This window comes from Methylomonas fluvii, assembly GCF_014850975.1.
GTDB lineage: Bacteria > Pseudomonadota > Gammaproteobacteria > Methylococcales > Methylomonadaceae > Methylomonas > Methylomonas fluvii.
Genome location: NZ_JACXST010000001.1, coordinates 1,954,523 through 1,975,267, shown reverse-complemented (window position 1 = coordinate 1,975,267; position 20,745 = coordinate 1,954,523). Strand labels below are relative to the sequence as shown.

Below are 20,745 nucleotides of genomic sequence, written 5' to 3'. Positions count from 1 at the left end.
TGCGGAAGGGGCCATCGAAATTGGCCCTTTCCAAGGAAGGATTTAAAGCTTTTCCCTGACGATTTGGTAAATCTGCTCGGCAGCCAGTTCGCCTGCTTGCAGCAACGTATCCAACTCGGCGAGTTGAGCCTCGGCAAACGCCCGGTCTTTCAAACCCGCAGCATTGATTTGCACATTCAGCGCCGCGCTTTTTAATCCGGCATAGCCGGCCATCACTGCCACGCCGGCATCGCTGATCACACCTAGGTTGCCGTGTTCGGCAGCCACCCGACTCAATTCGATAGTCTTGGCGCAGGCTTTCGCGCATTCCAGGGGCACTAAGGTAGCCTCTCTTAGTACGGTTTGGATTTGCTCGGCGCGCACGGCTTTCTCTGCGTCCGTTCTTTTCGGTAGGCCATAACAAGCCATCAGTTTGTCAAATACATCGACATCGGCTTTGATCATACCGATTAAGGCGTGGCGCAAGGCTTCGGATTCGGCCAGTAGTGCCTGCATTTTCGTTTCTACTGCGGCGTATTTGGGTTTGCCGATGGTCAGGTTACAAACCATACTGGTCAAGGCCGCCGCTTGCGCGCCCATCACCGCCGCCGCACTACCACCACCAGGAGTAGCTTGCTTGCTGGCCAATTCGTCCAGGAATGTGTCTACCGATTTATCTTTGATTTCGCCCATCGCTCAAATCAACCCTTACGCCAAGTTGTTACACCATTAGGTGCATCTTCTAAAATCACACCCCTTTGCTTCAAATCATCACGAATTTTATCCGCAGTAGTCCAATCTTTGTTTTTTTTGGCATTCGTCCTATCTTGAATTAACTGCTCAATATTGATCGAAAGCTGAGGCATAGGCATTACAGCCTCAAAATACCCCACCACTGTCGTACCGCCTTTTAGAAAAACCTCCACGTCTTCTTGTAAGATGCCCAGAATAGCAGCGAGTTCTTTCAAAGTTGCTGCCAAAACCTGTAGTCGATCAGCGTTTCCTTTGGATTTGTTAAGTTCTTTGGTTAAATCAAATAATACAGAAATCGCTATCGGAGTATTGAAGTCGTCATCCATCGCCTCTTCAAAACGCTGCTTGTATACGAGATCAACCAAGGTTTCAGCTATTTCTACACCTCTTAGAGCCATATAAAGTCGAGTCAACGCCGTCTCAGCCGCGTCCAACTGCTCATCCGAATAATTCAGCGGGCTGCGATAATGGCTAGAAAGGATGAAGAAACGAATCACCTCGGGGCGGTATTGCTTCAACACCTCGCGTACCGTGAAAAAATTGCCCAGGGATTTGGACATTTTTTCTTCGTTGACCCGCACGAAACCGTTATGCATCCAGTAATTGACGAAGGGTTCTCCAGTGGCGCCTTCCGACTGGGCGATTTCGTTTTCGTGATGAGGAAATTGCAAGTCCATGCCTCCACCGTGAATGTCAAAATGATTGCCCAGGCAGCAGGTCGACATCGCCGAGCATTCGATATGCCAGCCTGGTCTACCCTGCCCCCACGGCGAATCCCAATAAGGTTCGCCAGGCTTGGCCATTTTCCAGAGTACAAAGTCCAGCGGGTCACGCTTGGCGGTATCGACATCCACGCGTTCGCCGGCTTGCAGGTCGTCGATATTTTTGCCGGATAATTTGCCGTAGCCATCAAAGCGGTTTACCGCGTAAAACACATCACCGTTGCTGCCGACATAAGCAAACTCGCGCTCGATTAATGTCGAAATCATACTCACGATGTCGGCAATGGATTGCGTGGCTTTGGGTTCAATATCCGGCGGCAACACCGACAAAGCGCGCTCGTCTTCGTGCATCGCCTCGATAAAGCGTTCGGTCAGCGCGGTAAACGCTTCGCCGCTCTCGTTAGCTCGCTGAATAATCTTATCGTCGATGTCGGTAATATTTCTGACATAGGTGAGCTGATAACCTGAGTGGCGCAAATAGCGGGCGACCGTATCGAATACCACCATGACCCGCGCATGGCCGATATGACAATAGTCATAGACCGTCATACCACAGACATACATGCCGACCTTGCCGGGCTGTTTGGGAATGAATTCTTGCTTACTTCGAGTTAGCGTGTTGTAGATTTTGAGCATGACAGTGGTAGATGGATGCAGCGAAACATCTGGCAATCTATCAAGATTTCGGCTTCTCTTTCAAGATAAAAACACATAGAATTCGCGGCTTGCAGCGAGATTAAGGAGCTTTTAATGCGCACCACCCTGGTTTACCTGATGCTGTTTTTATTCTCAACCCTTTCATTTGCAACAGAAAATAAAATGTCCAATACCCATAGCAAAGTCAAATTAACCACTTCCCTGGGCGACGTCGTCATTCAATTGGAAGACGAAAAAGCACCGGTTTCCGCCGCCAACTTTTTGGCCTATGTGAAACAGGGCTTCTATTCGGGCACTATTTTCCACCGAGTAATCCCAGGCTTTATGGCACAAGGCGGCGGTTTCGATACCTCATTCAAACAAAAAGAAACCAATGCCCCGATCAAAAACGAAGCCGACAACGGTCTGAAAAACAAACGCGGCACCTTGGCAATGGCCCGCACTAACGATCCGCATTCGGCAACCGCGCAATTTTTTATCAACTATAAAGATAATTCGTTTTTGGATCACACCAGCCCAAGCCCAAGTGGCTGGGGTTACGCGGTGTTCGGTGAAGTTGTCGAAGGTATGGATGTCGTTGATGCTATGGCCAAGCAAGCCACCGGCAACCGCGGTCCGCATCAGGATGTACCGAAAACCGACATCGTTATCGATAAAGCCGAAGTTATTGAGTAATGATTAGCGGTTTCCGCCGGTAAGTGGGTGGAAACCGCTGTTGCTTAACGTGAAACAAGACGTACTCTTCATCTCCGACCTACATCTAGCTTTGGAAAAACCGGAGATCACCCGGCGTTTCCTGAGCTTTTTGCAGCAGCGCGCCATCGCAGCAAAATCGCTTTATATCCTTGGTGACTTATTCGATGCCTGGATAGGCGACGACGACAATACCCGACCTATCCCCGCCATCAAAAAAGCCCTTAGACAACTTGCCGACTCCGGCACCGAGATTTTTCTGCTGCAGGGCAACCGCGATTTTCTGCTGGGCCAGGATTTCTGCACGGAAACCGGCATTCGCTTGCTGGACGAATACGCGGCTATTGAATTGAACGGCCAAAGGATCTTGCTGACCCACGGCGATTTACTCTGTAGCGACGACTTGGCCTACCAGGCTTTTCGCAGTAAATCGCACAGCCCGGAATGGCAGCACAATGTGCTGTCCAAACCCTTGTGGCTGCGGCTGATAGCGGCGCGTTGGTATCGGTTCCGCAGCTATTACCATAAACGCGGCAAAACCCAGGATATTATGGATGTTAACCAGGATACAGTGGTCGAAAGCCTGCGGAAGTATGGTAGCTGCACATTGATTCATGGACACACGCACAGACCGAAGTTACACGAATTTATGCTGGATGGCCTGCCGGCCAAGCGCTACGTGTTGGCGGATTGGAAACCCGATGGCGCGGAGGTTTTGTGTTGGAAGAACAACGATTTTCAAACAGAATCGGTCTGATATAAGCACAAAAAAACCGGTAGCGATTTAACAGAAGGCCAGCGACCTGCGTTTTTTAATCTCAAACTCGCTGATACACCACCTGCCAGGCACTACCGGTAATTGTCTTACTATCTCCAGAAAATAAGACTCAATAGAAATCAACTAGTTCACTCGGTATATAATTTTACCGGGTCAATGCCCACGCGCGTTGTTCCAGGCGGAAATTAAGCGCTATGTCGGCCGATACCTGTCTGCTACCAAAGTGTAAACAACTGTTAATTCACGGCGACGCCCGCATTCATGCTAAGTTAGACTAAACTTTCCAGGCTCTGCCAATTAAAGCCCCTTAACTCCTCCAGCCATGAAAAACCAAATACTTTATCTCTTGGCGCTATATACCGGACTATCCACCATCGCCACCAGCCATGCCGATGAAGTTAACCTTCCAGACATTCTCACCCGAGTCAAACCCGGAATAGTAGCCATCGGCACTTATATGCCAACACGAAACCCGCGCGCGGTTTTCCTGGGCACCGGCTTCGCCGTTGCCGATGGCAGAAAAGTGGTTACCAACGCTCACGTAACCGCAAAAAAACTAGACGAAGAGCACCTTGAACGTTATGCGGTTTTTTATCGCCACGAGCAAAAAGAGCAGATGCAAATCGCCGAACTGACCGTAACCGACGAAGATCACGATCTGGCATTGCTAAAGGTAGATGGTGGAATGTTACCGGCGCTGGAAATCGGTGATTCCCTGAGAGTGCGGGAGGGAGAGCAATATGCGTTCACCGGTTATCCGATAGGGATGGTGCTGGGCTTGTATCCTGTTACCCACCGCGGCATCATTTCAGCTATTTCACCCAATGCCATACCGGCAATCGCCACTCGGCAGTTAAACGTCAACATGCTGAAACGACTACAGACGCCTTTCAATGTATTCCAATTAGACGCCACTGCCTACCCAGGCAATAGCGGCAGCCCCTTATACGACATCAATTCCGGAAAAGTAATTGGTATCATTAACAAAGTCTTTGTACAGGGCAGCAAAGAAAATGCCATATCCAATCCCAGCGGCATCACCTATGCTATTCCCGCTGAACATATCAAGACGCTTCTAAACCAGAATATCGTCAAATAGTTATTATCCAGGAGTTAGCGGTAGCTTTATATGATAAGAATTTTTCGACATTACATTTCCACCGCCTATTTATGGCTACTGATGGCGGAATCGCTAGTGTTTTATCTGGCCATGTATTGCGGCGCGGGCCTAAGATTTTTATACACAGCGTCTTGGTACTCCCAACCCGAGCTTGCGGCCGCTGCAGCGGTTTATTCCATCGTGTTCATAGCCAGTTGCTCCGGCTTAGGCTTATACCGAAAAACATTGGATAAAGAAGAATACAATATTCTACAGCGCATCAGCTTCAGCTTTGCCGTTGCGGTTTTTATACTGGCTTTCATCTATTACATCATTCCCGATTTGATGCTGGCACGCAGCGTCTTAATTTCCGCAATTATTTTTTCTTTTGTGGGTTTGCTGTTAACACGTTATTTATTTTATCGCTTCGTCAATCTGGATAATTTAAAACGCAGGGTGTTAGTGGTGGGTTGCGGCCAAAGAGCGGGCGAACTCAGCGTCGTTAATTCCAGCTATATTTATAGAGGATTCGAAATAGTCGGTTACATCACGCTGGAGGACGAACCAATAAGCGTACCCCATGCGATTGCGCTCAATGAAAAAATCAGGCTAACCGATATTGTCGAAGCCGCTAACGTCGATGAAATAGTTATCGCTGTGGATGATCGTAGAAAAAAGCTGCCCGTTGAAGAACTGTTGGATATAAAAATGTCCGGCGTGCAAATCATGGACTTGCAAACCTTCTACGAGAGAGAGCAACGATTGGTTTTTCTAGAGGCGCTGAGCCCTAGCTGGCTGATGTTTTCCGATGGTTTTGTGAGCGGCGGACTGCGTCCTATCGTCAAGCGCAGCTTCGATATTCTAGCCAGCCTGTTGCTACTCTCCGTAAGCTGGTGGCTAATGATACTCACTATGCTGGCAATCTATATCGAAAGCGGCTTTGGAGCACCGGTTTTCTATCGACAAAAACGTGTCGGCTACCGAGACATACCCTTCGATGTCATTAAGTTTCGCAGTATGCGTATCGACGCTGAAAAAAATGGCGCGCAATGGGCGAGCCAAACCGATGATCGCGTGACTCGCGTCGGCAAAGTGATTCGTAAATATCGGATAGACGAGCTGCCGCAACTGCTAAACGTACTAAAAGGCGATATGAGCTTTGTCGGCCCCCGCCCTGAGAGACCGGAATTCGTAAAAGGCTTTGAAGAGAATATTCCTTATTATAAAGAACGGCATAGGGTTAAACCCGGCATCACCGGATGGGCACAACTATGTTACCCCTATGGCGCCAGCGAATACGATACCCGACAAAAACTGCAATTTGATTTGTATTACGTCAAAAACTACAGCCTGTTTCTGGACTTGACGATAATGCTGAGCACCGTGGAAGTTATTTTGTGGGGTAAAGGAGCGAGATAAAAAAATATTTATAAAACTTGTAGTGACCAATAACTTACCGTTAATCCTGCCACCCAATTAGGGAGAAGAAAAAAATGAAAACTTCAATGCTACGATTTATTTTATTTACCTTAATAACGCTGCAACTCAGCAACTCAGCCTTGGCGGAGAGCAACCAGAATCTTTATGTTTTCGGCGATAGCTTATCGGACACCGGCAACGTTTATACACAGACATCCGCTTCAGGGCTTCCCATACCCGTCCCCCCGCAAAAGCGATATTTCAACGGTAGATTTTCGAACGGTCCAAATGCCGCTGAACAATTCTGGAAGTCACTCGGCAACTCATCTAAAGTAAAACCTATATTGACGCTCTCTCCAGAAAGACTAACGCTAAAACCAAATAAAAACCTAGCCATAAGCTTTGCTTATGGTGGCTCTGAAACTAGTTTCGGCAATTCGGTATTAGGACAATTTAATGTGACCGGCTTACTAGGGCAAGTAGGAATGTTCAAGGTCATAAAAAATGACAGCTTTGTTGAAAACTCTTTGGCTTTTGTTTGGAGTGGCGCAAACGATTACCTCAATCAATTTGGCAAGGGTACCGTGATTCCTACAGAACAAGTTGTCGACAATATCAGCAAATCGATTCGTAACTTGTATGCTTCTGGGATTCGCCATTTTTTAGTGCCCAACCTCCCTGACCTAAGTGAAGTACCGATTGCTAATTTCATAGCTTACCAAGACCCCGCTAATCCTCATCCGGAAATTCTGGACCTCCTTTCATTTCAAACTATTGACCACAACAACAGGCTAAGGACAGAATTGAGAGAACTTGCAAAGCTACCCAAAATCAGAATTTATAAAGTCGACATTTACGCCATAACCAAGTCCTTGATCGTTAGAGATGATCAAGTTGTAGCAGGGCCTGCGGCAGGATGTCTCTATAGTCCCGTATTGACTCAAGACAATTGTTCATCTGTTCCTTTCGATACAGGAAACGGTTTGATATTTTGGGATGAAATCCACCCAACCACAGAGGTTCACAAAGTTTTCGCCGAAGCCATGCTAGATTCGATTAAAAACTAACAGCCACCTAAATGCTGGGTTGTCTTTATTAGCCAAACCCAGCGACGAGAAATAGTCAAATCTGGTGTATAGGCAAATTGAATCAGGCGGCGATCTGCTGATTTTCTGCGGCTTTATCCGACTCAGTAATGACAGCAATGCCATCCTGAAATCGAATGCCGTTGATCACATCCGGTAGTTGTTTAAATCCGCGTATCTTGCGCCAACTTTTTTCGGCGGTCAGTGCCAACTGGAACACTAGGCCTAGCAGCGAATGCCGTGACACGCAGTTCTTGGTCCGCGTTGTCCGATGGCGAATGGTCGCAAAGCTCGATTCGATCGGATTAGTGGTGCGGATGTGTACCCAGTGTTCAGCGGGAAAATCGTAAAACGCCAGTAACGATTCACGGTCTTTTTCCAGAATATTGACCGCTTTGGGGTATTTGGCCTCAAAGTCACGCCGGAAGCTGTCAAAGGCTTTGCTGGCATGGTCTTTGGTTTCTGCCAGCCAGATATTTTTCAAGCCAGCCTTGGCTTTAGCCTGAATCGAATCCGGTAATGCAGCCAGCACATTCGCCGTTTTATGCACCCAGCAGCGTTGCGTCCGTGTCTGCGGCCAGGTTTCATTCACCGCCGCCCAGAAACCCAGAGCCCCATCGCCGGTGGCCAGTTTCGGCGCGTCCTGTAAACCGCGAGTCTGCAAATCTTGCAACACGCTCAGCCAGGATGCCTTGGATTCTCGATAGCCATCCGAGAGCGCCAAAAGCCGCTTTTCACCGTGCTCATTGACACCAATGATCACCAACAGACACAAGCGGTCATCTTCGCCGCGCAGGGTCGAATAAATACCGTCGGCCCACACATACACATAGCGCTGATTCGACAAATCCCGCCGATGCTAGGCTTGATAATCCTCGGCCCATTGCGCTTTCAAACGACTGACCACCGCTGGCGACAAGCCTTTCGCCTCTGTGCCCAGCAGGACCGACAAGGCGTCCTGCATGTCACCCGTCGATATACCGCGCAAATACAGCCAGGGCAATGCCGCTTCCACCCGCTTGGCCTTGCGAACATACGGCGGCACTAGCGACGAGTTGAACTTGACCCCGCCGCCAGAACGATCTCGAACCTTGGGGATTTTGACCGTCACGTTACCCACACCCGTCACGATTTCCCGCTCCGGCAAATAGCCATTACGCACCACCGTTTGTCGGCCCCGTAAATCGGTCACCTTGGCATATTCGCCCAGAAACGCTTGTAACTCCGCCTCAACGGCCTGTTGGATCAAGGCCTTAGCGCCCATCTTCAACAAATCTGTCAAAGGGTCGTTGAGCGCACTAGCGCTATCCCACTCTTTTGCATTATCTTTACTCATGGCGTCTCTCATTTTGCTGGTATTCGATCTCGACAATCTCATTTCAGCAGAGGGCGCCACCTTTCTTCAAGTCCGGCTGTACTCCAGATTTAGTTATAACTCCCAGCGACCTCCAATTTGTCTATAAGCCATAACGACCCGGTGCAATAATATTGTTTGGGTCGACTGCCTGCTTTAGAGAACGCAAAACATCAGGAACAGCATTTTCCTTAGCAGGCAGTTCCATAGACTGAATGCCGAGGCGATAAGGCACAAAACCATGTTTTCGCCCTGTATCTAACAGTTCATGATAACAAGCTTGTGCCCTGGCAACCTCATCTGCGTCTTGCCTATCAAACAAAATTGGAATGGTACTATCCCAACAGCGATCCGAAATACTAGTCAAGGTGATCAAAGGCTCGATTCTATGTTTGATACAGATGGATTTCACCATTTCGACATATTCGCGAGTTAAATCGGGCTTCATGGGTAAAAGCGGCGAATACCAAATAAGCCCACAACCGTCCTTATCCGGATTCATCGAGGTACCATCAGTTGGCATGACGCCTGACCGCCAGTAAGCAAGGGGTAAGGCAATCTCGCTCGGCTCTCCCGCAAACAATTGCATGGTTTTATTCAACGTCCCCAACACATTGACCAAATGCAAATCGCGGATAATCGGCAAAGCCTGCGCGGTACTATGCAGAAATTTAACTAAACCCGGAGTAAAAAAAATCAGCCGCTTGGCTACAGGCTTTAATATTCTTCGAATCTCTCCTCTCGCCGCAGCAACAACTTTCTTATTGCCATAAATAGCACCCACACCGGTCCATTCCATGACCTGATTGCGCTTCATAAGCTGCTGCAGCACATCCTCCGGAATCAATCCATCCGAGCCCAAGCGATCTTTTGGGTAAGGCTCCGACATCGACAATACCCGGTGTTTGTTCATCAAATTGATAGAACCCGTCACCGTTCCCACCTCACGCAACACCTGCCGGACTTTTTCAACCGCCAACCCCAGATCGTCAGCTTTTTTTACACTGAAAAAAAACGCTTCAACTCGCTCTGGCGTTGGCGCCAAAGCAATCGTCATCTTGGTGACAATCCCAAAATTACTTTGCGAGAAAAGACCATCCATGTATGGACCCATCCCCCATTTAAAAGCCTTATCAACCGCCCCACCTCCCAAGCCTGAAAGCATGGAGCGATAAATTTTTCCGTTGGGCAACACAGCTTCCAGTCCCATTACCGCGGCGAAGTGATCCGCATAAGGGGTGATGCCGTAGCCTCGCTCTAAGGCATTTCCAACCAGACTACAATCAGGTCCAGCCCCGGTAACCGGAATCAAATAAGGATGGTGATGCTGCTTTAGGTAAGCGTCAAGCTGACGCTGCGTAACTCCAGGCTCAATAGTTAGCAGGCCTGTTTCCTTATCAAAGTCCAGGATTTTATTCATCCGTGATAAATCAACCAACACGCAGTGGTCCTGAGCCGGGTTTTTTGAGCCATAGCCCCAGTTACAACCGGTGCTGAAAGGATAAAGAGAAATTTGATGTTTCGCGGCTATTTGCACTACTTGCTGAACGGCAGAGGTGCAATCAGGCCGAAGTAACGCAGGAGACTGATTCGTTAGTGCAGCACAATTGGCTGCTGTATCTTGCAAAAACTTCTGATATGTGATGACCGAATCGTCACCTAAAAGATGACGCCAGTCCGAAAGTGCTTGCTCAAGATTAGGGCTTTCCATGGGGATCTCCTGTTAGTTTTGTTTAGAAGAATAGTAGATTTAACGGGGGACTCCAACTAGCAAAAAACCTATAGGCGCCGAATTAATTTCGTAGCGGCAGCAAGTTGCTTGTGAATGGTATGTTGCCATTTCGACAAGGTAGCCAATCAAGGCCTAAATCATGAGTTATAACTAAATCTGGTGTACAGCCGGACTTGAAGAAAGGTGGCGCCCTCTGCTGAAATGAGATTGTCGAGATCGAATACCAGCAAAATGAGAGACGCCATGAGTAAAGATAATGCAAAAGAGTGGGATAGCGCTAGTGCGCTCAACGACCCTTTGACAGATTTGTTGAAGATGGGCGCTAAGGCCTTGATCCAACAGGCCGTTGAGGCGGAGTTACAAGCGTTTCTGGGCGAATATGCCAAGGTGACCGATTTACGGGGCCGACAAACGGTGGTGCGTAATGGCTATTTGCCGGAGCGGGAAATCGTGACGGGTGTGGGTAACGTGACGGTCAAAATCCCCAAGGTTCGAGATCGTTCTGGCGGCGGGGTCAAGTTCAACTCGTCGCTAGTGCCGCCGTATGTTCGCAAGGCCAAGCGGGTGGAAGCGGCATTGCCCTGGCTGTATTTGCGCGGTATATCGACGGGTGACATGCAGGACGCCTTGTCGGTCCTGCTGGGCACAGAGGCGAAAGGCTTGTCGCCAGCGGTGGTCAGTCGTTTGAAAGCGCAATGGGCCGAGGATTATCAAGCCTAGCATCGGCGGGATTTGTCGAATCAGCGCTATGTGTATGTGTGGGCCGACGGTATTTATTCGACCCTGCGCGGCGAAGATGACCGCTTGTGTCTGTTGGTGATCATTGGTGTCAATGAGCACGGTGAAAAGCGGCTTTTGGCGCTCTCGGATGGCTATCGAGAATCCAAGGCATCCTGGCTGAGCGTGTTGCAAGATTTGCAGACTCGCGGTTTACAGGACGCGCCGAAACTGGCCACCGGCGATGGGGCTCTGGGTTTCTGGGCGGCGGTGAATGAAACCTGGCCGCAGACACGGACGCAACGCTGCTGGGTGCATAAAACGGCGAATGTGCTGGCTGCATTACCGGATTCGATTCAGGCTAAAGCCAAGGCTGGCTTGAAAAATATCTGGCTGGCAGAAACCAAAGACCATGCCAGCAAAGCCTTTGACAGCTTCCGGCGTGACTTTGAGGCCAAATACCCCAAAGCGGTCAATATTCTGGAAAAAGACCGTGAATCGTTACTGGCGTTTTACGATTTTCCCGCTGAACACTGGGTACACATCCGCACCACCAATCCGATCGAATCGAGCTTTGCGACCATTCGCCATCGGACAACGCGGACCAAGAACTGCGTGTCACGGCATTCGCTGCTAGGCCTAGTGTTCCAGTTGGCACTGACCGCCGAAAAAAGTTGGCGCAAGATACGCGGATTTAAACAACTACCGGATGTGATCAACGGCATTCGATTTCAGGATGGCATTGCTGTCATTACTGAGTCGGATAAAGCCGCAGAAAATCAGCAGATCGCCGCCTGATTCAATTTGCCTATACACCAGATTTGACTATTTCTCCCCTTGGGGACCCCCGTCTTGCTTGACTCGCTCCAAGGCTTACTCTTTAACTGGGACGTATAAGGTCGAGGCCATCCACGGAGAGCGGTTACCAAAACGTGAGATCGCCAAGCGAGTGGTCTTCGAATACATCAACGTGCATTACAATCGCAAACGGCTTCATTCCAAACTGGGTTATTTGTCGCCTGAAGCCTTTGAACTTAAACAAATCTCTTAGTAACCTGCCTGCGAAATGGAGACAAGATCATTTTCAACTCAGATCCAGCTGAATACTGACAAAGAACAAGAAAGTGCAAAGTATAGCCCCTAGGACACTGTCGGATAATTTTACATCCATTCAAAATCATCATAACAACGAACCAAAAAATAATATAATAAACAATAACTTATATATATGGCATGACATATGCTTTATTTAACGTGAAGTTTGTCTTCATGATCGACTCTGAAAGTGAAGTTCGCCTTCGTAAGATATGAGACATCGCACTGGCGTGCATTTCAAACTCCTGTATGTCATGTGTGGCTTGCAAGAAATTTACATCAGCGACATTGATCGCTAACTTTATTTAACTGTTTAAGGAATAGTCATGAACAAACTAAATTTTATAAAGAGTGTTGCCGCTCTTAGCCTTGTAAGCGCAGGTTTCGCAGCAAACGCAGCAAGCATAGATGGCGTGATAACCCCTAACACTATCACGGAGTTTGATAGCGGTGGCTTTGCGCAAATAGTGACAAGAAACGCTGATAACACAGGTTCGTTTACTGCTTGGGGCGAAGTAACAGGATTTAACAATACCAGCTACAGTGTTTTCCCTGGTGGTCAGTTGACATATTCCGTTACTACCGACTACACCACAAATCAAATAAATATTCCGGGCGACACTTTGTTTACGGGCGGTGTTATCACGTTTTATACCGATACCACAACAGCGTATGACGCTCTAAACCAAGCCTCGGCGGAGGATGGCACTGTATGGATGACTATTTCAGGCCATGACTTGTTAGCATCAGGTGAAACTTTCCTGGGTAGCTTAAATATATTTGGCGGTGGTGGTGGCACTGCATTTTTTGATTTGATTCTTGCCGGCTTGGGATCGGATATCTTTGATACGAATTCTATTATCGTGCCAGGCACCGGAACAATCGCCGATTTTTCATGGGGTTCTAGCCTTCAGCCAACAAGTTTGGTGGTATCTGCTGGCCCTGGCGGAGCCACAAATTATTATTCAACTGGCTCAGGGGATCTTGGCGCTAACGCCACAATCCCTGAGCCCGGATCTTTAGCGTTAATAGGTTTAGGCTTGTTAGGTTTTTCCGCTAGGAAGAAAAGCTCAATCTAAAAGAATATTAAATGCCGACTTTTTATTATCAAAAATAAAAATCAGCAATCTTTTTGGCAACATTGAAGAAGAATGCCTACATGCAAGGGAAGCTTAAGTTGTATTTTATATAAAATTACTTAACAGCATAATTCCATTATGTGTAGACCAGATTTATTCAAGTGCAATATGCCCTCTTCGGAGGGCATTTTTATTTGAGAGAAAACTACAATGAACCGGATCCATTTTTTTGAAATCGAAGATCAAGGCTGGTGCCCAAAAGTATTGCGAGATGGTGTTACCGATTTCTTACAACACATTGTTCAGTCTTACCATTTATATCAACCAATCACTCAGCGCTTGGTCAAGGCTTTAGATCAGAGCGGACACAAATTGATTGTTGATCTTTGCTCCGGCGGCGCAGGGCCTTGGTTATCACTGTGGCAAGATGTACTTAAACAGTCCGATAACCAGATTTTATCTGTCACGCTGACAGATTTGTACCCAAACTTGGACGCCTTTCGAGCGGCACATACACAAAATATTGGTATCGTTTTCTGTACCGAGTCAATAAATGCGATGCAGGTACCCAGAGAGATAAAAGGTTTTCGCACTTTCTTTTCATCGTTTCATCATTTGAAACCTGAAGAGGCTAAAGCCGTTTTACAAGACGCTGTCGATGCAAAAACCGGCATTGCAATTTTTGAAAGTACACAACGCCATCCTTTGTTGTTGCTTTATATGCTGCTTACGCCTTTTTTGGTTTGGCTTAATACTCCATTTATTCGCCCATGGCGTTGGAATAGAATATTTTATACTTATTTCATTCCTTTAATTCCCTTTATAGTGATGTTTGATGGCATCGTTTCATGCTTACGCACATACACACCTGAGGAACTAAAAACCATGGTTGATTCAATTTCTGCTCCCTATTATAAGTGGGACATAGGTTTACAGCGCATTGGCATATTGCCTGTAGGAATAACTTATATGGTGGGATATATGCAAAAAAATAAAGTTAATTGATTAAAAATTCATTATTATCTTATGACGTTCTTTGATTCTACTTTTCCTCAGGTGCATCTTAATCGAGTTGGCTTTACCCTAACTTGTATCCTGCTCAATAACAAACCTAAATATTCGCCAAACCATACTACCCCCCATTAGACCCAACAAACCGTATATAATATTTCTTATAGTTAAATACCTTAAAATATATTGAAGTCGCCCAATGTCGACATCTTCTTTTCTGGCGAAATTACGTTGAGAAAAGTCAAGAATAACCTTAGAGCTATTATTGAAATCTTGATTTTTGCTACCCCCAAAGCCGTCAGGTTTCCCAGTTATCCCAAGACTGCTCTTGAAAACTATCATAGCATTCAGATTCTCATCCACCCCGATAAATTGTTGTAACTTTCCCAACAAATTGCTGCCACTTAAATCATACCCAACCATACTCGCATATATTCTGCTGTCAAGGTCTTTAAGATCGTAATAGGTCCAAACTAATTTGCTATATATTCCTTCCCCAAGACTACTCCGTATTTCATCCAGGAATTTTTTAGAGGAAAATACATCATCGGAGTAGTTATAGCCCCCCTTCCCCTAATGAAATCGGCATCGGAAAAATCTGGAACAAAGAAGGAAAACTGCGTAGGCTTATTAATATTTTCCTGCTGACGAAATATAGGTCGTGAGATCGAAGAATCATCAACAGCAAATTCGTCCGGAGAAACCTTGGGCCTGATATTTTGGACAGCTATTTCATGATTATGAATTTTAGCAATATCTTTTTTAAGATCAACCGAACTTAGAATATCTTTAACGCCATCTGGAGCTGATTGAATCTTCTCTTTGTCGTCTTTCACTTTAACATCATCTACGACAAGCTCAGCCTGGACACCCATCGCAAGCACATTAGCAAAGAACAAACTCAATAACGCCATCAGCATAAGTGCAAATGGAAAACCTCTAAATATCATGCAAGACTACCCAAGCGCAAAAATACATATCTATTTAAAAAACAGAATAAAAAATTAAAATAGCCACTTAGCAAACTAAAACACGACTAAGTACGCTATTACACACCTCTTTGACCATTTAACTTCGCTGAATATTTTGACGCGACTATGTTGCGAAAAATCATACACAGAGGGGCCTGAGCCATAAACACCAATGAAACCAGTCCAAAGTGCGCCGCAAAAAAACGCGCCCTTAATATATCGCCTGAAATTAAATGATTTCTATCAGCACTTAACAAAAATTGCATAGCCGAAAAAACAGTATCATATTTTAAAATGAACTGCTCCGTTCCCCAACTTAACAACTGATAGCCTATGGGAAAAGAAATTATAAATACAAATCCGGTGACAATAATGCGACGATTTTTATTAAAAACCGTTAAAAATAAAATGGACGAACCTAGCCAGCCGACCAGAAAAAAATAAATACCAATACAGATGACCGCGAAAGAATGGCCACTGTTAGTCATTAACTCTGTTAGGTTGTCCGTCGCAGCTTCAATAACCACTATCCAATACCCAAATGGCAGTAACAATAATATCCAAAAAAAACCTAAAACGAAAAGCCGCACCAACTGCCGACTTGAAACAACCCAAAAAAGCGCCGTATGAGTAGCTGTCAATGCGATTAAAGAATAAACACCAAACAACCCTAAAAACCGAAACGCTAGCTCTAGCTCTTCGGGAATACTCAAAATTGGAGAGCCCAACACATCATGTATACTTTCTAGCGGAACAATAAGCCTTACCAATATCCATGCTATCAGCGCATGCACTGCTAAAAAACGAGCATAAAAAAAAACTTCTGCCCTATCATTTTTCAAAAAATTCATCAACGCGAATAAAGGATATGCAAAGCACCAATAAATTAATATAGTTATGCCTAAAGCACTAATGATAGGGTATTCTTTCGCAAATAACTCCCTTATATTATAAGGCATAGCCTCAGAGCCACTGATAAATATCAACGTACCAAAATTCACAAACACAGATCCCACTGCCAGCAAAAATAGGGGAATCCTACTCCTATAACTCGTTATATTTCTTGGACGACTCACGGAAGCCGAGCCTTCAGCAAAATTAGTCCGCCCCCTTGAAATCGCAAACAAAACCTCATTTTCCAGCTTGTTTTTAGGCTCCGGCAAAGAAGGTCTATTGAGCCGTAGCAGTTGGAGCACCGAATAACCGATATACCCTCCAAAAACCTCTAAAATGACATCGGTGATATCAACATTTTTATTTGGCAAAAACAATTGCGCAAATTCAATACTCAGAGCCGTCATCACTATTACAGCTAAGACAAAGATACTTGATTGATTACGGCTATTAACAGGCTGAAAAGCATATCCTATAAAACCCAAAGGCATAAAAAATAAAATTTTATGAAAAACCTCTGTAATAGCCCTGAATTCCGTACCATAATAATAGGCGTAAAACGGCACTCTAAGAAACCTATCACTCCAAGCTGAAAGTCTTAAATAACTCCATTCAAAATCGTAAGGGTACAAAAACACAAAGCCGACAACTAATATCCATAAAAAATACGCTAAACAAGCATATAAAACAGTGTAACTATGATGGTTTTTCAAACCATTACCGCTTCCGACTAAAGCAAGCCCACTTGAACCTAAAGCTATCAATTGTACGCCAATAAAACCACCCACCAACGCAAGAAAAATGTCCGTAATATCGGTAACCCTGCTATATACAAACAGCTGAAAAAATTCAATTATAGCTGCCGAGAAAAAAACTCTTTTTAATAGATCGACTTTACCCAAAGGCTTCAGCTTATACCATAACCAAGGAATTGGCACCCATAATATGACATCAGACAAGCAGTCATATATATCTCGAAAAGCTTCTCCCTTTAACCCATAAAATGGCAGTAAAACAACCCGTCCTTCATGCCATTTATGATAAAACTCAACAGGACTTAGGGTTAAATCCAATGGCATGACGCTGTAAAAAAACATAGATCCCAAATAGATTTGCAAATAGGGAACTGAATTTCTTTTATTTATTTGCCAATTTTTCAACCAATTGGCAAATCTTTCACCAAAAACCCACCAAGCAAAAACGCCAATTATGGCGCCCAACGTTTCAGCTATTATGTCGTTTAACGACACTGTTCTGGGAGGAAAAAATAACTGAGTAAACTCGATAGTCGAACAAAGCAAAAAACTGACTATCAAGACAAAAACTGACGACACGCACCTGCCAACAATTTGCTGCCTTAGGGAAAACGTACCCAGCCAAAGAAAGGCAAGCGGTATAAATAACAGAATATTGGCAACCCAATCTGCTCTTGACGCAATACCTAGGGTCAAATATTCAATATTATGAAAACGAAACCAAGCATCGCTTAACGAAATACTATTAAATTGCCATGGCACCAAGCTGCCGTAAACGACAAAAATCGTATAAACAACACAAGCAATTAATAAGCTATTTTTCACAAAAAACTTGGCTCATTGATATTGGATTTGAAAAGCCGCTACAAAATTGGTCAACTGCTGACAGGGAATATGATTAATACCCGCCGCTGCCTTACGGCCGCCACCGGAAAATAAGGCGCATAACACATCGGCACCAACTTTATTATTCAAAGGGGCTCTAACACTAATTTGATAACCTCCCCTTTGATTGTTGCTAACGATTGCGTGAGCCCTATCCGGATATTGATTAGCCAGTTGATTACCCCACACACCAGATACCCGCCTTGCCCATTTTTCATCAGGCAAAATATAAACCGCGATGCTGTCTGTCTGATATTCAGCGTCAACTTGTGCAGCTAGACTCATATCCTCGTTATAACCATTAAATAATTGCTGATAAATTTCCGCCTTATCCCGGATAAAATCAAACGGCGATATATAACCTTCCAGCTGCCTATAGAGCTCATCTGGAGCAAAATATAGATCATCGATACACGTACCGTAAGCGTTGTAATTGATAGCGATTCCCAGTTGCTTTAGTTGAAGCAATTCTTGGGCCGTTAAATTAAGTACCTTAGCGGCTTCGCTTGCCGAAGCATCCAAATTATCACCAAAAGCCCCCGTCACAGCCCATTCGGCAAAGTGTTGCTTCAAATAAATGTTCATCAATAAACTTGTGCAAACATTCGCATCAGTGATTATTAAAGAGGTCAGACCTTGGTGAACTGGAATCTCACCTGAATAATGGTGATCCATGTAAAAAATACTGACACCTTTGTTAAGAAGCTCGCATAGCGGTAAGCGATTCTTATCGAGAGATATGTCGAGCACAACTATCTGATCGCCTGCCTCAGCGCAAACTCCACTTAATAAACCAATGTCGCGCTTGACCCCAGTAACAAGTTTAGACGCCATGGGAAAAGCCAATCGCAACTGTAACAGCGCACAAATACCATCCGCATCGCCATTAAATACGTCGATATTCACTTTACATTTCGCTTTTAGTAGAGGCGATAACACCGCGCTGCTCGAGCATGCTCATCACTTGGTCGACACAAGCTTCCAACTCATATATCCCGGTACCTACTATCATCTCCGGGTTTTCCGGCACTTCATACGGCGAAGATATACCGGTGAATAGTTTGATATCGCCTTGTCGAGCTTTTTTGTAAAGACCTTTTACGTCGCGCTGTTCGCAAACAGACAACTCGCAGTTGCAGTAAATTTCGATAAAATCGCCGTGCGGTACCAAATTTCGCGCATATTGCCGTTCGGCCCGGAAGGGCGAAATAAAGGCAGTTAACGCTATCGTACCGGCTTCCAGCATCAACTTGGCGACTTCGGCAATTCTACGGATATTCTCCTGCCGGTCTTGATGACTAAACCCCAGGTCGCCGCATAAGCCTTGGCGAACGTTATCGCCATCCAATACAAATGTTCGGCACTTTAATTGATACAAACGCTCCTCGACGGCATGAGCCAAGGTCGACTTGCCGGCCCCGGATAAACCGGTAAACCACAAAATGGCAGACTTGTGCCCGTTTAATATCTCTCGGCGGCTACGCGTTACCGTGGCATGATGCCAAACAGTATTTGAGCTTTGTTTATCCATTGAATCTAACTCCATAATTGTTCGACCAAGACTACTTCATCGCGGGCAAACGTTGCAATCCTCTTCAACAAATCCGGAAATCTCGCCGATTGCTTACGCTTCTACTTCATCCCTGGATTTCGCGGCAATAATGGCCATAACAGATTTAAGCGCCAAATTGATACTCGGGACTTGCCCCTAACTCAACGCCAACAACGATTTTCAAGAACTTTCCTGTAACCATCGTTAATCCGCGCGTTTTCGGGTATCATTTGCCGCCTTTTTCGACTAGCTTGGCTTTTCATGCGAATTGGCCCTTACGAACTTCCCAACCCAGTATTATTAGCACCGATGGCGGGCATTACAGACGCGCCGTTCCGGCAAATCTGCAGCGAATTTGGAGCGGGCCTCACGGTGTCGGAAATGGTGATTTCAAATCGCAGCTTGCAACATCACCCGCGCACTCTTAAAAAGCTCGATTACAACGGCGACGCTAGCCTGCGTTCGGTACAAATTTTGGGTACCGATCCTCGGCAAATGGCGGAAGCGGCCAAATTAAACCAAGACCGAGGCGCCCAAATTATCGACATTAATATGGGCTGCCCGGCAAAAAAAGTTTGCTCGGTGGCTGCGGGCTCCGCGCTACTAAAAAACGAGTCCTTGGTGGCTAAAATTTTAGACGCGGTAATCAATGCCGTGGAAATCCCGGTAACCCTCAAGATTCGCACGGGCTGGGACTTAGCTAATAGAAACGCGCCAAGCATCGCCAAGATTGGCGAGAGCTGCGGCATCCAAGCGCTCACCATCCACGGACGCAGCCGAGCCTGCAAATTTACCGGCAATGCCGAGTACGACACTATCAAACAGGTCAAACAAAGCGTCAGTATTCCGATTATCGCAAACGGGGACATCGATAGCGCCGCCAAAGCTAGGCAAGTCTTGGCATATACGGGTGCCGACGCGGTGATGATAGGGCGAGCAGCACAAGGCAATCCCTGGATATTTAACGACCTAGTCGCCCATCTCAGCAACACGACATATTCACCACTTTGCTTGACCGACATCAAAGCCGTTATCAACCGGCACCTGGAAAATTTATACAGTTTTTATGGCAACGACAGTGGTGTTAGAATCGCCCGCAAGCACATCGGCTGGTATTTCGATCATCTCGGCACTCTGCCTGCCGACCAAAAGACTGCAATTAACCAAGCCCAACACGCTGCGCGGCAACTCGCGCTCGTCAATGCCTCTTTCAATTTGCTGACACCACGAGCCGCCTAGATGGGAAAACATCTTACACATAAAGTCACCGGCAGCGAGCAAACGCTGTCTGACCATGTCCGTCATTGCGTCGAAGACTATTTCGCCCACCTAAACGGTCACGACTCCAGCGGCTTATACCATTTGGTGTTAGCAGAAGTGGAAAGACCCTTATTGGAAACCACGCTGAAACACTGCGATTACAATCAAAGCAAAGCCGCGATTATCCTCGGCCTTAGCCGCAGCACCTTACGCAAAAAGCTTGAACATTACGGCATAGGTTAATTTCCACCCCTT

18 protein-coding genes and 2 pseudogenes are annotated in these 20,745 nt (G+C 46.1%); 11 read left to right on the top strand and 9 right to left on the bottom strand.

Annotation, left to right across the window (positions count from 1 at the left end):
• Positions 1-42: 42 nt before the first annotated feature.
• Both fchA and cysS read right to left on the bottom strand, forming a co-directional pair.
• Positions 43-672 carry a methenyltetrahydrofolate cyclohydrolase gene (fchA, locus tag EBB_RS09235; RefSeq protein ID WP_192393428.1) on the bottom strand — a complete coding sequence of 210 codons (630 nt, stop codon included), beginning with the start codon at positions 670-672 and terminating at the stop codon, positions 43-45.
• A gap of 8 nt (positions 673-680) precedes the next feature.
• Positions 681-2,090, bottom strand: coding sequence for a cysteine--tRNA ligase (gene cysS / locus EBB_RS09230; RefSeq protein ID WP_192393427.1), 1,410 nt, complete (start codon positions 2,088-2,090; stop codon positions 681-683).
• A 114-nt stretch (positions 2,091-2,204) separates the two neighbouring features.
• Between cysS and EBB_RS09225 the strand changes: the two genes are divergently transcribed.
• From EBB_RS09225 to EBB_RS09205, 5 genes are all read left to right on the top strand, one after another.
• Complete coding sequence (locus EBB_RS09225; protein ID WP_192393426.1) at positions 2,205-2,786, top strand: peptidylprolyl isomerase; 582 nt, start codon at positions 2,205-2,207, stop codon at positions 2,784-2,786.
• Between the two features lie 49 nt (positions 2,787-2,835).
• The gene (locus EBB_RS09220) at positions 2,836-3,561 is read left to right on the top strand and encodes a UDP-2,3-diacylglucosamine diphosphatase (protein ID WP_192393622.1); all 726 of its coding nucleotides are present in this window, start codon (positions 2,836-2,838) and stop codon (positions 3,559-3,561) included.
• 343 nt (positions 3,562-3,904) lie between these two features.
• On the top strand, positions 3,905-4,681 hold the full coding sequence (locus EBB_RS09215; protein ID WP_192393425.1) for a S1C family serine protease: 777 nt from the start codon (positions 3,905-3,907) through the stop codon (positions 4,679-4,681).
• A gap of 30 nt (positions 4,682-4,711) precedes the next feature.
• Positions 4,712-6,100, top strand: coding sequence for a TIGR03013 family XrtA/PEP-CTERM system glycosyltransferase (locus tag EBB_RS09210; RefSeq protein WP_192393424.1), 1,389 nt, complete (start codon positions 4,712-4,714; stop codon positions 6,098-6,100).
• 74 nt (positions 6,101-6,174) lie between these two features.
• Entirely contained in the window at positions 6,175-7,167 is a 993-nt protein-coding gene (locus EBB_RS09205) for an SGNH/GDSL hydrolase family protein (RefSeq protein ID WP_192393423.1), read from the top strand.
• 82 nt (positions 7,168-7,249) lie between these two features.
• Here the strand turns inward: EBB_RS09205 and EBB_RS09200 are convergent.
• Positions 7,250-8,521: pseudogene (locus tag EBB_RS09200) on the bottom strand (IS256 family transposase).
• A 121-nt stretch (positions 8,522-8,642) separates the two neighbouring features.
• Positions 8,643-10,250, bottom strand: a complete 1,608-nt coding sequence (locus EBB_RS09195) for an FAD-binding oxidoreductase (protein WP_192393422.1) — start codon at positions 10,248-10,250, stop codon at positions 8,643-8,645.
• Positions 10,251-10,514: 264 nt separating this feature from the next.
• Between EBB_RS09195 and EBB_RS09190 the strand changes: the two are divergent.
• From EBB_RS09190 to EBB_RS09175, 4 genes and pseudogenes are all read left to right on the top strand, one after another.
• Positions 10,515-11,786: pseudogene (locus tag EBB_RS09190) on the top strand (IS256 family transposase).
• Complete coding sequence (locus EBB_RS26670) at positions 11,725-12,039, top strand: IS3 family transposase (protein ID WP_225587293.1); 315 nt, start codon at positions 11,725-11,727, stop codon at positions 12,037-12,039. The pseudogene EBB_RS09190 and the gene EBB_RS26670 overlap by 62 nt, the downstream one beginning before the upstream one ends.
• A gap of 370 nt (positions 12,040-12,409) precedes the next feature.
• A complete protein-coding gene (locus EBB_RS09180) occupies positions 12,410-13,162 on the top strand; it encodes a PEP-CTERM sorting domain-containing protein (RefSeq protein WP_192393420.1) in 753 nt (250 codons plus the stop codon).
• A 210-nt stretch (positions 13,163-13,372) separates the two neighbouring features.
• Entirely contained in the window at positions 13,373-14,167 is a 795-nt protein-coding gene (locus EBB_RS09175; protein WP_192393419.1) for a class I SAM-dependent methyltransferase, read from the top strand.
• 78 nt (positions 14,168-14,245) lie between these two features.
• Here the strand turns inward: EBB_RS09175 and EBB_RS09170 are convergent, their stop codons facing one another.
• From EBB_RS09170 to cysC, 5 genes are all read right to left on the bottom strand, one after another.
• Positions 14,246-14,596 carry a hypothetical protein gene (locus EBB_RS09170; protein WP_192393418.1) on the bottom strand — a complete coding sequence of 117 codons (351 nt, stop codon included), beginning with the start codon at positions 14,594-14,596 and terminating at the stop codon, positions 14,246-14,248.
• Positions 14,597-14,646: 50 nt separating this feature from the next.
• Positions 14,647-15,123 carry a hypothetical protein gene (locus EBB_RS09165; protein ID WP_192393417.1) on the bottom strand — a complete coding sequence of 159 codons (477 nt, stop codon included), beginning with the start codon at positions 15,121-15,123 and terminating at the stop codon, positions 14,647-14,649.
• A gap of 98 nt (positions 15,124-15,221) precedes the next feature.
• Positions 15,222-17,618, bottom strand: a complete 2,397-nt coding sequence (locus EBB_RS26665; protein ID WP_192393416.1) for a VanZ family protein — start codon at positions 17,616-17,618, stop codon at positions 15,222-15,224.
• A 12-nt stretch (positions 17,619-17,630) separates the two neighbouring features.
• A complete protein-coding gene (locus EBB_RS09155) occupies positions 17,631-18,584 on the bottom strand; it encodes a DHH family phosphoesterase (RefSeq protein WP_192393415.1) in 954 nt (317 codons plus the stop codon).
• Position 18,585: 1 nt separating this feature from the next.
• Positions 18,586-19,209, bottom strand: coding sequence for an adenylyl-sulfate kinase (cysC, locus tag EBB_RS09150; protein WP_192393414.1), 624 nt, complete (start codon positions 19,207-19,209; stop codon positions 18,586-18,588).
• A 282-nt stretch (positions 19,210-19,491) separates the two neighbouring features.
• On the opposite strand from cysC, the gene dusB reads away from it, so the two are divergent.
• A complete protein-coding gene (dusB, locus tag EBB_RS09145; RefSeq protein ID WP_192393413.1) occupies positions 19,492-20,469 on the top strand; it encodes a tRNA dihydrouridine synthase DusB in 978 nt (325 codons plus the stop codon).
• The gene (locus EBB_RS09140) at positions 20,470-20,733 is read left to right on the top strand and encodes a helix-turn-helix domain-containing protein (RefSeq protein ID WP_020485063.1); all 264 of its coding nucleotides are present in this window, start codon (positions 20,470-20,472) and stop codon (positions 20,731-20,733) included.
• The last annotated feature ends 12 nt before the right edge of the window (positions 20,734-20,745 follow it).

What these genes read in the sequence shown, in the direction of transcription:
- fchA (WP_192393428.1), bottom strand. Translation starts at nt 672, where the DNA reads ATGGGCGAAATCAAAGATAAATCGGTAGACACATTCCTGGACGAATTG.
- cysS (WP_192393427.1), bottom strand. Translation starts at nt 2,090, where the DNA reads ATGCTCAAAATCTACAACACGCTAACTCGAAGTAAGCAAGAATTCATT.
- EBB_RS09225 (WP_192393426.1), top strand. Translation starts at nt 2,205, where the DNA reads ATGCGCACCACCCTGGTTTACCTGATGCTGTTTTTATTCTCAACCCTT.
- EBB_RS09215 (WP_192393425.1), top strand. Translation starts at nt 3,905, where the DNA reads ATGAAAAACCAAATACTTTATCTCTTGGCGCTATATACCGGACTATCC.
- EBB_RS09210 (WP_192393424.1), top strand. Translation starts at nt 4,712, where the DNA reads ATGATAAGAATTTTTCGACATTACATTTCCACCGCCTATTTATGGCTA.
- EBB_RS09205 (WP_192393423.1), top strand. Translation starts at nt 6,175, where the DNA reads ATGAAAACTTCAATGCTACGATTTATTTTATTTACCTTAATAACGCTG.
- EBB_RS09195 (WP_192393422.1), bottom strand. Translation starts at nt 10,250, where the DNA reads ATGGAAAGCCCTAATCTTGAGCAAGCACTTTCGGACTGGCGTCATCTT.
- EBB_RS26670 (WP_225587293.1), top strand. Translation starts at nt 11,725, where the DNA reads ATGGCATTGCTGTCATTACTGAGTCGGATAAAGCCGCAGAAAATCAGC.
- EBB_RS09180 (WP_192393420.1), top strand. Translation starts at nt 12,410, where the DNA reads ATGAACAAACTAAATTTTATAAAGAGTGTTGCCGCTCTTAGCCTTGTA.
- EBB_RS09175 (WP_192393419.1), top strand. Translation starts at nt 13,373, where the DNA reads ATGAACCGGATCCATTTTTTTGAAATCGAAGATCAAGGCTGGTGCCCA.
- EBB_RS09170 (WP_192393418.1), bottom strand. Translation starts at nt 14,596, where the DNA reads ATGGTTGGGTATGATTTAAGTGGCAGCAATTTGTTGGGAAAGTTACAA.
- EBB_RS09165 (WP_192393417.1), bottom strand. Translation starts at nt 15,123, where the DNA reads ATGATATTTAGAGGTTTTCCATTTGCACTTATGCTGATGGCGTTATTG.
- cysC (WP_192393414.1), bottom strand. Translation starts at nt 19,209, where the DNA reads ATGGATAAACAAAGCTCAAATACTGTTTGGCATCATGCCACGGTAACG.
- dusB (WP_192393413.1), top strand. Translation starts at nt 19,492, where the DNA reads ATGCGAATTGGCCCTTACGAACTTCCCAACCCAGTATTATTAGCACCG.
- EBB_RS09140 (WP_020485063.1), top strand. Translation starts at nt 20,470, where the DNA reads ATGGGAAAACATCTTACACATAAAGTCACCGGCAGCGAGCAAACGCTG.